Origin of the sequence: Peribacillus sp. NPDC076916 (genome assembly GCF_050269675.1) — a bacterium.
Taxonomy (GTDB): Bacteria; Bacillota; Bacilli; order Bacillales; family DSM-1321; genus Peribacillus; species Peribacillus aracenensis.
Window position 1 is genome coordinate 130,105 of the sequence record NZ_JBNNIU010000010.1, and the last position, 13,613, is coordinate 143,717.

Genomic DNA, 13,613 nt, shown 5'->3' on the forward strand with positions numbered 1-13,613 from the left:
TTTTAACCTATTAATTAGTAGCAATTCTTATCAAAGTTGTCCTACTGGCAAGAATAATTGTGAAGAGCTATGTTTAAAAAATTATGGAGTGCCTATTGTTAAGGTCGTTTATATAGTAACAGTATTATTTCTCTATTACAAAGAGAAAGTTATATAAATTCAATTTGGTTTTCTACATGTCTTTAAATAGGTTTGATGCTCTTGAAGGAGGTTAACGATGATTCATATGTTAAGTAATCAATTTTTGATAGATACTTATGTTAAAGTAAAGGGGTTCAACCTTGATTCTGGCTTTATTTCTTTATTAGAGGAAGAAATGCAAAGAAGAAATTTAACATTAATTGGCATGAGCCAAATTAATGTCAACATGTCATTTGAATGATTTCATGTCCGAATTAATAAACTGAATTTATATAATACTCAGAAATTTTTACAGGTAGATAGAATAATATTGATTTTTGAAGGCTGTCCATCAGAAAAACTAATCCTCAGCTTGTTGATTCACTCACTTTACAAAAAGCAAAGATATTATGGAAAATTTAGAAGGTGAAAGGAAATGGGAAAACGATGAGTATTGCAATCAACAGCTAGAAGATATTTGTAATATTTAGTATCGATTATGGAATGCAAAATATAGTTTAACTATGTAGTTATCGGAGACGTTCAGAACATAAATAATACTTACTTGTTCCTCTGATTTATGATGAGGATTAATTTTTGATGCCATGATTGCAGTAATACCATCAATGGTAGTTAATTTTAAATGATTTGTCAGAAGAGGTGAATAAGGTTCTGGTTCGTTGATAAAGCATTCAAACTTGGATATGCTGATACAATTACTCAAAGGGGTGTACAGTGTAGAAATCCAACATTTGTTATAATCATTATCAACCTGACCTTATTTACCCAAATAAGTTTACTTTATCGTATTTAATCCCGTTGCACGTAAATAACATGGATTTATATGGTGTCAAATTTAACCGATTGCAGGAGGCACAAATGTTTAAAGGTTTAAAGGTCACAAATGTCTTTTTTATATTGATTGGTTCAGCTATTTTTGCCTTCGGGCTAATTAATTTTAATATGCAAAATAACTTAGCAGAAGGCGGCTTTACAGGGATCACTTTGCTTTTATATTTTTTATTTACTTTTGATCCTTCCATTACAAACCTAGTCTTAAACATTCCGCTGTTTTTGGTCGGCTGGAAGCTGCTTGGACGCATATCTTTTTTCTATACGATGTTCGGTGTATTCAGTTTATCCCTATTTATGTCAATATTCCAGCGCTACCCGTTGAAAATGTCATTACAAGACGATATGATACTTGCTTCGTTGTTTGCAGGCCTGTTTATCGGCATCGGTTTAGGGATTATTTTTCGAAACGGTGGTACAACAGGCGGTGTTGACATAATTGCTCGTCTAGTACAAAAGTACATGGGATGGAAAATAGGAAAAACTATATTTTTATTTGACCTTGCTGTCATAGGCCTTTCTTGGATATTATATCTCGACTATAGAGAAGCAATGTATACACTTTTGGCTGTATTTGTGGGGGCCAAGGTAATCGACTTTATGCAAGAAGGGGCATATTCTGCTAAAGGTGCTACGATTATGTCGAACCGAAATTCTGAAATTGCTGAAAATATTATGAAAGAGATGGAGAGAGGAGTGACCATTTTAAAAGGGAAAGGCTCTTTCTCTAAACAAGAGTTGGACGTCTTGTACTGTGTGGTAAGTCGGAACGAAATCTTTCATTTAAAACAAGCAATAACTTCTATTGATCCCCATGCTTTTGTATCTGTAAGTGATGTACATGATGTGATGGGAGAAGGTTTTACACTAGATGAAAATAAAATGCCCATTTGAAAGAAAAAAACTAAAGTAAAAGCGGGAAACCCTGAATTATCAATGTTTTTCCCGCTTTTTATCATTTTATATTTGAGTTACATATAATCATAAACAGAGTCATCAAAATAGAGCCAGTGATAATATTCAATCTGTGAATCTGTCATCCTGGAAATTTCTTTCTCATTGAATTTTTGTTGCTCAATTAATTTCTGTAATTTGGAATTTCTTTCTACTTGGCTCATCTTAAATCCTCCTTATAGTATGAGAAGTAACGAAGTATTTAAATATTGAAAACGCTTTCTTTTTTCTTGTTTTTATTATATATCTCTATGTGAGATTAAACAACTATCAAATATAGATGAATTTTCAGGAAATAATATAGAAATGTTATTTATCTATCTACTTTGAAGCAGTTAAAGAGGCAAGGTCGAAATGCCAAAGCCTGAGTTTTGTTAAGGATTAGGGATTTGATTCAATAAGTTGGACACAAAAAAGTGGGGATTATGCTGCTTTTAGAGTTTGACCAGCGAAAGCTTAGGGAGTCAGCGCAATTCATCCACACACTCTTCAAGGTGAAAAAAGAAAAGTAATGATTGCAAGAGCCCTCATGTCTTCCCCGCATTATTATTCTTAGATGAGCCTTGCAATGGACTGGATATTTATTCTAAAGAAGAGCTGTTAACATCTATTGAAGAGATGTTTGCTGCACCGAACGGCCCAACCATTTTATATGTTACTCATCATATTGAAGAAATTGTACCATCTATAACCCATGCTATGTTAATCAATTCGGGGAACGTTATGGATAAAGGAGAAAAAAGGGACGTATTAACCGAATCATTATTGGAAAAGACCTTTCGTGTCCCAGTCAAAGTAGTATGGGAGAATGAGCGTCCCTGGATCCGTTTTAAATCCCTGTTATTAACTGAAAAAAAATAAACCTAGTATGTTGAAAAGTAAAGCAGAGCAGTCGTAATGGTCTACAAGATGGATATAGATTGCTTTCCATTGGAGGGCTTAATTAAATAACTTAATATAGCGAGTCATAATACTGATAACAACAGTAAACAAATTATCACGAACTAACCTAATGAATAATTTGAAAATTATTTATAACCAAAAAATATAGCATTTAAATAAAGTAGGGAACTTGGCGATGGATGTATAGATTATAGATGAGGGTGATGCTTCAATAATGGTAAAAAATATTCGTTGTGCAGTTTTAGGGTTAGATTAGGTTAGGTGCATGCAAAAATATTGCGACACAAGTAGAGGGAGCTTCTTTAACTAGTGTAGTTGATCCAATCCCTGGTCTAGAAAACAAGTAGCAAGAGAATTGGGGGTTGAGAATACGTAAAACGTGTATTTGCTTTTCCTCAAAACCCAAGTCCCTTAGCCTTAAGTTGGATAACTCTTCACCCTGATGCCACTTCCTAAGAAGAGGGATAAGAGTTATATTCTTTTTCTGAATTCACACCCATTTTTCCTATTAATTAGATTATATTGGAATAAGATGGATGCAAAAGGGATAAGTTTATGACAGCTTTTATGTGCCTTATTTTTTTATTTATGCAGGTTTTTATACACCTTGATTTAGCAAGCTTTGTTCTATTCTCCACTATAAAAAGTGCATAAGAGCTATAGCTCTTATGCACTTTTCTAAGTATCAATTATAAGTTTTTGAGAGTACGTTTTTTAATTAGGTTTAGTTCATGAGAACATCATTAATAGCTAGAACATATCTGGTATATACTCTTCTAAACATTCATTTATGCCTTTACAAAAACGGTTTTAATAGAAGTGAAAAACTCAATTGCAGCTTCTCCTTGCTCACGAGAGTGGGAGCTAGATTGTTTCATTCCCCCGAATGGGGCTTGCAGTTCAACTCCCGCAGATTCAGCATTAATACGTACGAGACCAGCATCCATATCATTAATAAAAGAGAGCATGTGACCAATATTTTTAGTGAAAATAGAAGCACTTAGTCCAAATTTCACGTCGTTTGCAATTTGTAATGCTTCTTCTAAAGTCTCAACTTTGATAAGGGCAAGCACTGGTCCGAAAATTTCCTCTTGGGCAATAGACATTCTATTACTTACATTTTCAAAGACAGTAGGTTCCATAAAGAATCCATTGACTAATTCATCTTCCTCCAAACGTTTACCGCCATAAATCAATGTCGCGCCCTCTTCAATTCCTTTCTTTATGTAAGAAAGTACTGTGTTCAACTGGTTCTCACTTGCACATGGCCCCATCCATACATCTTCTTTTAAACCATTCCCAATTTTTATTTCCTTTATCTTTTCAATAAGTTTATTTTTGAACTGCTCGTAAACTTTACTTTGTACGATTACACGACTTGTAGCTGTACATTTCTGTCCCGTAGAACGGAGGCCTCCACTAATAGTTGCTTCTACTGCCTCTTCTAAATCGGCGTCATTGGCTACAATGACAGGATTCTTCCCACCCATTTCTAACTGATATTTAGCACCACGCTTTAGAGCTCCTAGTCCAATTAATTTACCAACCGCATCAGATCCTGTGAATGTAATTCCGTTAATATCCGGGTGATTAGTAATCGCTTGACCAATGACAGACCCAGGGCCTGTCACCATATTAATAGTACCCATTGGAAGCCCTGCCTCTTCAAAGCATTCTATTACTTTGGCTGCGGTTACTGCGGCTTCTTGAGCTGGTTTAAGAATAACAGTATTTCCATAGATGAGTGCCGGCGCTATTTTCCAGATGGGGATTGCCACTGGGAAATTCCAAGGGGTGATAACGCCTACAACTCCAAGGGGAGCACGAGTAGTGAACATCAGTGCTTCAGAATCCGATGAAGGAATCACATCACCTATTTTTCTCATTCCTTCTCCTGCATAATATCGAAGGATAGCGACACCTCTAGCTGTTTCCCCTTTTGCTTCGGGAAATGTTTTTCCCATTTCACGAGTCATCGTTTCCGCAATTTCATCAATACGTTGCTCGAGTGCATTCGCAACCTTATACAAATACTCTCCACGGGCAGCACCAGATAGCTTCCCCCAGAAGGCTTGAGCTTCCTTCGCAGCAAGAACAGCGTTATTTAAATCTTCTTTTTCAGACTGTTGTACATAACCGATGATTTCATGATGATTGGCTGGGTTGATACTAGTATCAACCTTTTGAATAGAAGCAGTTACCCATTTACCATTGATATAGTTTAAATACGTTTTTACGTCAGTTTTTACGTTCACCTTATATACCCCCATATTCCTTGAAATAGTTTGCTTAATCCTGAAACATTGAATGCCAAAGTCTTTATTGTAGATAATTTTATGGTTTAGTTGGAGAACTCTCGTTAAACTAGTGTTTTTCCAAGAATTTAATGAGTATTTTTCTGCATGATTAATGTGTTATCGGTTTTACTCAAACTAATATGTGTTTTGGTAACTTTACACTATTTTTTAAGACACCAATATTAGAGACTTCAATTTCAATCTCATCGCCATCTAATAAGGTAAAGTCATTTGGTGGAATTATACATGTACCAGTCAATAATACAGTACCGTCAATAATTTCATTGTCGCGTATGAGGAAAGATATTAATTCATCAAATTTTCTTTTTAACTGGCTAGTATTCGCTTTTCCCTCTACTTTAAGCTCGTCATTGCGGTAGATTCGACATGTGATGTCAAAATTGTAGGGATCTTCCACAGACTCTGCAAGGAGAATTGCCGGTCCAATGGAACAAGAATTTTTCCACATTTTTGCTTGTGGTAGATAAAGAGGATTCTCTCCTTCAATGTCACGACAACTCATATCATTTCCAATCGTATATCCAAGAATTTCACCATCTCGATTAATAACAATGCCCACTTCTGGCTCAGGAATTTGCCAATTAGAATCACTACGTATATAAACGTCCTGTCCTGGACCAACCGTACGGGCAGCTGTAGACTTAAAGAAAATTTCTGGCCGTTCAGCCTCATATATCTTGTCATAGAAAGTGGTTGCATCAAGCTTTCCACCTGTTGCTTCATAGTTACGTGCATCGCGACTACGCTCATATGTAACACCGGAAGCCCATACTTCTTCAGCTACGATAGGAACAAGTAACGATAAATCTTCTACAGATAATGGAATGGGCTTTGAATTGGAAATAGTAAATTCTACAAAAGAGAGGGGAGAAACATTTTGTTCGTTTGCCTGTTGGATTAATTCAATCAATCCATCTTGAGGAAGAGGGTATACTTTTCCCTCATTTGTAACAGCTGCTAGAGTTGTTTTTGAATGCTCATGTAAATATCGGATAATACGCATAAAAATAGCCTCCTAATGTTTTATATTATAAAACTGAGTTTTTATATATAGACAAAAGAGAAGGGAACCATCTCTATGAAATTGATATCCCATGTCCCATTTGTTCTGATAATTGGAAAGCTGCCTGTTTCAGTTGTTCAATAAAAATGTCTAACTGAGCCTCATCTATACGAGCTATAAGTGTAGAAAGGCTAATTGCGGCAACAACTTTATTCTCATGATTTCGAATAGGTGCTGCAATACAGCGAACACCTGGCTCGTTTTCCTGATTATCAACTGCGTACCCTTGAGATTGAACTTGTTGGATCTCACGCAAAAATTCAGATTCACCTGTAATGGTAGATTCAGTTTGTTTAAAATAGACATATCCATTTAGAATTTTTTTAATTTCTTCTTGATCTTTAAAAGCTAATAAAGCTTTACCAACAGCGGAGCAGTGAAGTGGGATTCGTTTCCCTATTTTTGAATAAAGAATAACAGCCATAGGACCTTCAACTTTATCAATATAAACTCCCTCTTTGCCGTCTAGTATAACCAAGTGGGCAGTCTGTCCGGTTTTTACCGATAAATCCATTAAGTATTTTTTTGATAAATCTCTAACGTCTAAAGACTGAATGACATAGTTTCCTCTTTCAAAGAGCTTCATTCCCAATCCATATTTCCCATTCTCAGGATTTTGACTGATATAGCCATGAATTAAAAGCGTTTTCAATAAAGAATGAACAGTGCTTTTGTGAAGTCCTAACTGATTACTTATATCTGTTATTTTCAATTCTGCTGTATGTTCGTCAAACAAATCAAGAATACGAAGAGCACGATCTACTGATTGAATAACAGGCATGAATTTCACCTACTTGTTTTAAATTATAAAATCCGTTTTTACTATTACAAACATTCTTACAATTCAAATATAATACTAGTTTTTTTAAAATGTCAAGAAACATATAAATACATGGAAATCTTTTGTCCAAAGATAAATTATAAAGAATTTATTTATCATTCTCATTCTACAAAGCGAAGTTATTAAGTCATACAATTATCTACGTAAGATTTATAGGAGTTAATATCTTGTACAAAAACTAGTATTTTTTTAGAATTATACCCTCTGTTTAGATTCCTTACGTAGATATAAGTAAAATATAGAGGCTTCTTGTATATAACATGAAATCCTACTCTAAAATTGGCTTTAGAAAGTTGATTGACTTTTCAGAAAAAATATGATTATTTTAAATGGCAACCAAAGTTCAATATAGATAAACTCAGTTTTATAATATAAAACTATAGGAGGGATTTTTATAGTGAGTATTCAAAGATAAACAGTCCTAAAAATATTCAATATTCCAGATGATAAAAATTGAAATAGCAATAGGCAAGCATGATAGTAATTGCTATAAATTTAGGTCAAAAATTAGCAGTTAATTATGTGAGCAACATAATTATATTTCTTTTTTTGAAATAAAAAATCTTATTAACGGAGGAATACATATGTCATTACAATCGATATTTGGCGAAGAGGATGTATCTTTTTACAAAGTTCAAACTCATTCAAAAGGGGCAGATGGTTCACTCCCACTTACATCAGAAATGTTGCTAGATTCACCAAGTGGTGACCTTTTTGGATTATCCCAAAATGTTGGAATGGGATGGGCACCTTCAAACCTCCTTGGAAAACAAGTTCTAATCCTCGGTACTCAAGGTGGAATTAGGAATCATGATGGTACTCCAATTGCATTAGGCTATCATACTGGCCATTGGGAAATAGGTTTATTAATGAAGGCGTCAGCTGAAGAGATTAGTAGACAAGGAGGGGTTCCTTTTGCAGGATTCGTAAGTGATCCATGTGATGGTCGTTCTCAAGGAACTACCGGTATGTTTGATTCCCTTCCTTTTCGAAACGATGCAGCTATAGTTTATCGAAGATTAATTCGATCATTGCCTACGCGTCGTGCAATTATTGGGGTAGCTACGTGTGATAAGGGTCTTCCAGCAATGATGGTAGCTCTTGCGTCAATGCACAACTTGCCAACTATCATTGTCCCTGGAGGTGTTACTCTTCCACCTACAAATGGAGAAGACGCAGGAAAGATTCAAACAATAGGGGCAAGATACGCAAACAACGAAATTACTTTACAAGAAGCTGCTGATCTCGGATGCCGTGCTTGTGCTACACCGGGAGGAGGATGTCAATTTCTTGGTACAGCTGGCACTTCCCAAGTAGTTGCTGAAGCCATTGGAATGGCCTTACCTCATTCGGCACTAGCACCTTCAGGTCAGCCAATATGGATGGAGATGGCTAGGCAATCAGCACGTGCAGCTTTAGAGTTGGAGAAGAAAAAGATATATACCAAAGATATTATTTCGGATAAAGCGATAGAAAATGCTATGGTGATTCACGCAGCTTTCGGAGGTTCAACAAATTTATTACTTCATATCCCAGCAATTGCTCATGCAGCTAATTGTAAGATACCCACTGTTGAAGATTGGACTAGAATCAATAAGAAAGTTCCTCGCTTAGTCGATGTACTACCAAATGGGCCTGTTGGTCACACAACCGTTAAGGTATTCCTAGCAGGTGGGGTTCCAGAGGTTATGCTTCATCTAAGAAAATTAGGTGTCTTGCATGAAGATGTACTAACCGTTACTGGAGAAAACCTTGGTGCAAACCTCGATTGGTGGGAAAAATCAGAAAGACGTACAATGATGAAAAAACAATTGTTGGAAATTGATGGAATTAATCCTGATGATATTATCATGGATCCAGTCAAAGCAAAAGAAAAAGGTCTAACTTCTACTGTTACATTCCCGAAAGGAAATATTGCTCCTGAAGGATCAGTAATAAAATCAACCTCCATTGATTCATCTGTAGTAGGAGAAGACGGAGTGTATCGACATACAGGAAAAGCTAAAGTCTTCACTTCAGAAAAGACAGCTATAAAAGCTATTAAAACAGGGGGCATTGAAGCAGGAGATATAATGGTTGTCATGGGCGGTGGTCCTTCAGGAACCGGGATGGAGGAAACATATCAACTAACATCGGCATTAAAACATTTGTCTTTTGGCAAACATGTCTCCCTGATTACAGATGCGCGTTTTTCGGGTGTTTCTACTGGCGCATGCATTGGACATATTGGACCTGAGGCATTGGCTGGGGGAGCAATTGGGAAATTGCGTGACGGAGACGTTATTGAAATCATTGTTGACCGCAATCAGTTAGTGGGTTCCGTTAATTTTATTGGTACTGAGAATGAAAGACTTTCTTTAGAAAAGGCAACTAAAGTCTTGAATGAACGTGACCTTCATCCAGACCTCAAACCGGATCCTGGTCTTCCAGATGATACTCGTTTATGGGCTGCGCTTCAATCAGTAAGTGGAGGAACCTGGCGCGGAAATATCTATGATACAGATCGAATTATTGAAGTTCTAAATGCGGGAGTAAAAGCATTAGGTGAAGAAAAAACACTAGTTCAAAATTAACCTATAATTGCACAACTTTAAAGCACATTTAAGACCTTACTTTTTAAACTTCATCGTTTATCTCCCATTTTATTAAATAGTAGTGCACGCTAAATTTAGTAATAGCTTCAAATGAAAGCGATTACTAAATTTCGTTTTTTCAAATAACTACACTTTATGACTAGTAAACAAAATAGCATAAGCATCCTAGAGTCACTTACTAATTAAAATATAGGTTCGGTATTTTTGTAAGTTTAGCAAAAAGAAATATTTTAATTATTTTTTTGGAGGTTTATTATGCCATTACTTATCGTAGCGATTGGGATTATCCTGTTGCTAATTTTGATTACTGGATTCAAATTAAATACATTTGTTTCATTAATCATTGTATCTTTTATTGTATCCTTAGCACTAGGAATGCCGCTTGAAAATGTTGTTTCATCAATTGAAGGTGGATTAGGAGGTACACTTGGTCATATAGCTTTAATATTTGGACTTGGTGCAATGCTTGGTAGGTTAATTGCTGATGCAGGGGGGGCCCAGCGTATTGCAATGACCTTAATTAATAAATTTGGAGAAAAAAGAATTCAGTGGGCTGTTGTAGTTGCTTCGTTTATTGTGGGTATAGCACTATTTTTCGAAGTAGGGTTAGTTTTATTAATTCCAATTGTATTTTCAATTGCGAAAGAATTAAGAGTTTCTATTTTGCACCTAGGTATTCCTATGGCTGCAGCCTTATTAGCAACTCATAGTTTCTTACCTCCACATCCAGGGCCAACAGTAATAGCTGGTGAATATGGTGCAGATATTGGATTAGTTTTACTTTACGGTATTATTGTCGCAATACCAACCGTCATTATAGCAGGCCCCCTATATACTAAGGTGGCTAAAAAAGTTGTACCTGATGCATTCAACAAAACAGGTAATATAGCTTCTTTAGGCGAACAAAAAACATTCCAGCTTGAAGAAACACCAGCTTTCGGTATAAGTGTATTGACTGCAATGTTCCCCGTTTTATTAATGGCTATATCTACAATTGTTGATATGATTCAAAAATCAATTGGATTTGAAGGGAATACCTTATTAGAAATTGTTCGTCTTATAGGAAACCCTTCGTCTGCAATGTTGATATCTTTATTGCTTGCATTCTATACAATGGGAATAGCAAGAAAAATTCCAATAAAAGAAGTGATGGATTCTTGTACATCATCAGTTGCAGCTATTGGTATGATGCTATTAATTTTTGGAGGTGGAGGTGCTTTCAAGCAAGTACTAATTGATGGTGGTGTTGGGGATTATGTAGCAGAATTATTTACAGGAACTTCGATGTCACCTATCATACTTGCTTGGTTAGTTGCTGCGATATTACGGTTATCTTTAGGATCAGCCACAGTTGCAGCTATGTCCACTGCAGGATTAGTTATTCCAATGTTGGCTCAATACGATGCAAACTTAGCCTTAGTAACTCTTGCAACTGGAGCAGGCAGCTCTATTTGCTCGCATGTTAATGATGCAGGATTTTGGATGATTAAAGAATATTTTGGGTTAAGCATGAAGGAAACATTTTCAACATGGACAATACTTTCCACTATTACTTCTGTAGCAGGATTAGGGTTTATTTTATTATTAGATGCATCCTTAATTATCTCGGGAGCAGTAATAATTCTTATTAGTTTAGTAGCAATATATCTCAGTATGTTTGACCGATCTAAGGATAAAAGAAACGCTTTGGGGGATATAAAGGCATAAAACCTTCTGGAAAACTGGGGAGGGTTTGAGACCAGTGATACAGTCTATTTAATTAAGAAAGGGAAGTTGATAACCTACTATAATAATGTAAGATAGGGAGGAAATGCTCGTAGTGATTGAAGAACAGCGAAATAAATTTATAAAGCTCGTCCAATAAGATCTGCTCGATGAAACAATTTCCGGGAGATTTACATAAGAGTAGGTTTTTCGAGGCCTTCATTGTGAGGGCTTTTTTTTGTTGCAAATAAAACGCTCAATTCTAGGAATTTTAGACGAAATGAGCGTAATAGGGCGCATATTCGGAATAAGGATTAGCGTCCTTTTTGCATGAAGGGGCAGATTATTGAATAACACTGGGTTATATTTATGTGAAAAACGTAATCCCGCTTTCCCGCTTTTTTGATAGTTTTCTAATACAAATAAGGAATGCTTAGTTTAATGGGCCTTTTTGTAAAATAAGAAAAAAGGGGCTTTTAAACAGCCCCATGGATTGGAAAAGGTATTAATTTTGATATTTCCATTCAGGTCCAACCTTTTTGGCTGATTTAGCTGCATGATGAAGGGCAGCATGGGACGAAGTCGTTGAGCCATCATATGCTACTAAGATTTTTAAATAAAATACATATCTTCCTTTCATATGTAGTTTACCTAGGCAACTCGCCCTTATTGTTATTCAACATTGAGAAGTGTATAAGTTTTGTTTGCTATACCCATATTAAAATTATTGAATTACTTTTCCCTAGAGTAATATCAAAGGGAGGTTAAATTTCCAATGCGGAAAACAGATTCAGCTTTTCAAAAAAGCGAGCTTGCCAAGCTTTTAACAGCGTGCGGAGAGTCATCAGACTTTCTTACTTTCAGGCTTCATGAAAACTCTCCCTTTTTCATTGCCTATTTTAAAACTTTAGTTAAACCAGAGATTATTCACCACGATATTCTCCCTGCAGTTAAAGAAGGTGAGCTTTATACTTTAGGAGAAATAAAAGAAAAGCTATCAATCGAGGATCTTTCAATTACGGACAATATACCGGATATTCAAGATAAATTAATGACCGGAAATTTGATTTTTTACAAGAAAGAAGGGCAGCCTGTCTGCCTGCCTGTTCCGGCACTAGCCGTCGAAAAGCGGCAAGTAGCTACTCCGGAAACGGAATACTCAGTGGTTGGGCCGAAGGAAGCTTTTGTTGAATCACTCGATACAAATTTAAATCTTGTGCGTAAACGCCTGCCGATTCTCGAGCTGCAGGTAAAAGAACTGATGGTCGGAAAGTTATCAAAAACCCGGGTCGCGGTCGTCTACGTGAATGGAATCGCTGACCCGGAAAACGTGAATACGGTCATCCAGCGGATTCAAGGGATTGAATACGATGAAGTTGCCGACAGTTCGTTTCTCAGCCAAATGATCACCGATAATAAAAACTCGCCATTCCCACAGTTACTTGACACAGAGAGGCCTGATCGGCTTGCCGCAGTACTAGCTGAAGGGAAAGTTGCCATCTTTTCGGACGGATCGCCCACAGCGATATCAGGTCCCGTATCATTAATTACATATTTCGCGGCATTTGAAGACTATCTTTCCATTTGGAATGTCGCATCCGCTTTCCGGCTTCTCCGGCTCTTTTCGGTTATTTTCTCTGTTTTAGCCTCATCTACTTATGTAGCCGTTTTAACTTATCATTATGAAATGATCCCCCGGGATGTCCTGAGCTTGCTGATTACATCAAGGGGCAGTATTCCGTTTCCACCCTTTTTGGAAGCTATTCTTCTTGAATTGGCGATTGAGCTTTTGCGGGAGGCAGGCGCCCGGCTGCCGACAAAGATTGGCCAAACGATTGGGATTGTAGGCGGAATTGTGCTCGGAACAGCGGCTGTTCAAGCAGGTTTGACAAGTAATGTACTTCTTATTGTCGTGGCCACAGGCGCGCTTGCTTCTTTCACTACGCCTATTTACCAGCTCAGCAACGCGATCCGCTTGATTCGCTTTCCATTTATCCTGCTTGCCCAGCTGCTAGGCCTTGTTGGAGTCGCCGTCTGCTTTGCTTTTCTTATGTCTCATTTATTAAAACTGACTTCTCTCGGTCGTCCTTTTCTTCAGCCGCTCTATCCTTTGCGCGTGGAGGATTTCAAAGACTCTATTATTCGACTGCCGTTCAGTAAGCAAGCACTACGTCCCCTCCAAATAAGAGCAAAAGACCGTGTGAGATTTCAGCAGGAGGCTCCGCAAAAAAAAGAATGGGATATTGACGACTAATTTGCATTTG

At 36.8% G+C, this 13,613-nt stretch carries 10 protein-coding genes; 5 read left to right on the forward strand and 5 right to left on the reverse strand.

Features of this window, described 5'->3' with window-relative positions; translation table 11 throughout:
• The first annotated feature begins 217 nt into the window (after positions 1-217).
• The gene (locus ACQKFG_RS22360) at positions 218-382 is read left to right on the forward strand and encodes a sporulation histidine kinase inhibitor Sda (RefSeq protein WP_192204264.1); all 165 of its coding nucleotides are present in this window, start codon (positions 218-220) and stop codon (positions 380-382) included.
• Between the two features lie 617 nt (positions 383-999).
• Positions 1,000-1,866 carry a YitT family protein gene (locus ACQKFG_RS22365; RefSeq protein WP_427563014.1) on the forward strand — a complete coding sequence of 289 codons (867 nt, stop codon included), beginning with the start codon at positions 1,000-1,002 and terminating at the stop codon, positions 1,864-1,866.
• Between the two features lie 77 nt (positions 1,867-1,943).
• Here the strand turns inward: ACQKFG_RS22365 and ACQKFG_RS22370 are convergent, their stop codons facing one another.
• The 4 genes from ACQKFG_RS22370 to ACQKFG_RS22385 form a co-directional block, all read right to left on the reverse strand.
• Positions 1,944-2,090, reverse strand: a complete 147-nt coding sequence (locus tag ACQKFG_RS22370) for a BH0509 family protein (protein ID WP_192204266.1) — start codon at positions 2,088-2,090, stop codon at positions 1,944-1,946.
• Positions 2,091-3,617: 1,527 nt separating this feature from the next.
• Positions 3,618-5,084, reverse strand: coding sequence for an alpha-ketoglutaric semialdehyde dehydrogenase GucD (gucD, locus tag ACQKFG_RS22375; protein ID WP_427563017.1), 1,467 nt, complete (start codon positions 5,082-5,084; stop codon positions 3,618-3,620).
• Between the two features lie 172 nt (positions 5,085-5,256).
• Positions 5,257-6,150 (reverse strand): fumarylacetoacetate hydrolase family protein, encoded by an 894-nt coding sequence (locus ACQKFG_RS22380; RefSeq protein WP_427563020.1) that lies wholly within the window; start codon positions 6,148-6,150, stop codon positions 5,257-5,259.
• 73 nt (positions 6,151-6,223) lie between these two features.
• The gene (locus ACQKFG_RS22385) at positions 6,224-6,991 is read right to left on the reverse strand and encodes an IclR family transcriptional regulator (RefSeq protein ID WP_427563023.1); all 768 of its coding nucleotides are present in this window, start codon (positions 6,989-6,991) and stop codon (positions 6,224-6,226) included.
• Positions 6,992-7,635: 644 nt separating this feature from the next.
• Here ACQKFG_RS22385 and ACQKFG_RS22390 point away from each other — a divergent pair.
• Both ACQKFG_RS22390 and ACQKFG_RS22395 read left to right on the forward strand, forming a co-directional pair.
• On the forward strand, positions 7,636-9,624 hold the full coding sequence (locus ACQKFG_RS22390) for a YjhG/YagF family D-xylonate dehydratase (protein ID WP_427563026.1): 1,989 nt from the start codon (positions 7,636-7,638) through the stop codon (positions 9,622-9,624).
• A gap of 276 nt (positions 9,625-9,900) precedes the next feature.
• The gene (locus ACQKFG_RS22395) at positions 9,901-11,352 is read left to right on the forward strand and encodes a GntP family permease (protein WP_427563029.1); all 1,452 of its coding nucleotides are present in this window, start codon (positions 9,901-9,903) and stop codon (positions 11,350-11,352) included.
• 502 nt (positions 11,353-11,854) lie between these two features.
• Here ACQKFG_RS22395 and ACQKFG_RS22400 read toward each other — a convergent pair.
• Complete coding sequence (locus ACQKFG_RS22400) at positions 11,855-11,989, reverse strand: hypothetical protein (RefSeq protein WP_427563032.1); 135 nt, start codon at positions 11,987-11,989, stop codon at positions 11,855-11,857.
• Positions 11,990-12,124: 135 nt separating this feature from the next.
• On the opposite strand from ACQKFG_RS22400, the gene ACQKFG_RS22405 reads away from it, so the two are divergent.
• Positions 12,125-13,603, forward strand: coding sequence for a spore germination protein (locus ACQKFG_RS22405; protein ID WP_427563035.1), 1,479 nt, complete (start codon positions 12,125-12,127; stop codon positions 13,601-13,603).
• Positions 13,604-13,613: the final 10 nt, after the last annotated feature.

Excerpts from the sequence above, each read along its gene's own strand:
- ACQKFG_RS22360 (WP_192204264.1), top strand. The coding sequence starts at position 218 with ATGATTCATATGTTAAGTAATCAATTTTTGATAGATACTTATGTTAAA.
- ACQKFG_RS22365 (WP_427563014.1), top strand. The coding sequence starts at position 1,000 with ATGTTTAAAGGTTTAAAGGTCACAAATGTCTTTTTTATATTGATTGGT.
- ACQKFG_RS22370 (WP_192204266.1), bottom strand. The coding sequence starts at position 2,090 with ATGAGCCAAGTAGAAAGAAATTCCAAATTACAGAAATTAATTGAGCAA.
- ACQKFG_RS22380 (WP_427563020.1), bottom strand. The coding sequence starts at position 6,150 with ATGCGTATTATCCGATATTTACATGAGCATTCAAAAACAACTCTAGCA.
- ACQKFG_RS22385 (WP_427563023.1), bottom strand. The coding sequence starts at position 6,991 with ATGCCTGTTATTCAATCAGTAGATCGTGCTCTTCGTATTCTTGATTTG.
- ACQKFG_RS22390 (WP_427563026.1), top strand. The coding sequence starts at position 7,636 with ATGTCATTACAATCGATATTTGGCGAAGAGGATGTATCTTTTTACAAA.
- ACQKFG_RS22395 (WP_427563029.1), top strand. The coding sequence starts at position 9,901 with ATGCCATTACTTATCGTAGCGATTGGGATTATCCTGTTGCTAATTTTG.
- ACQKFG_RS22400 (WP_427563032.1), bottom strand. The coding sequence starts at position 11,989 with ATGAAAGGAAGATATGTATTTTATTTAAAAATCTTAGTAGCATATGAT.
- ACQKFG_RS22405 (WP_427563035.1), top strand. The coding sequence starts at position 12,125 with ATGCGGAAAACAGATTCAGCTTTTCAAAAAAGCGAGCTTGCCAAGCTT.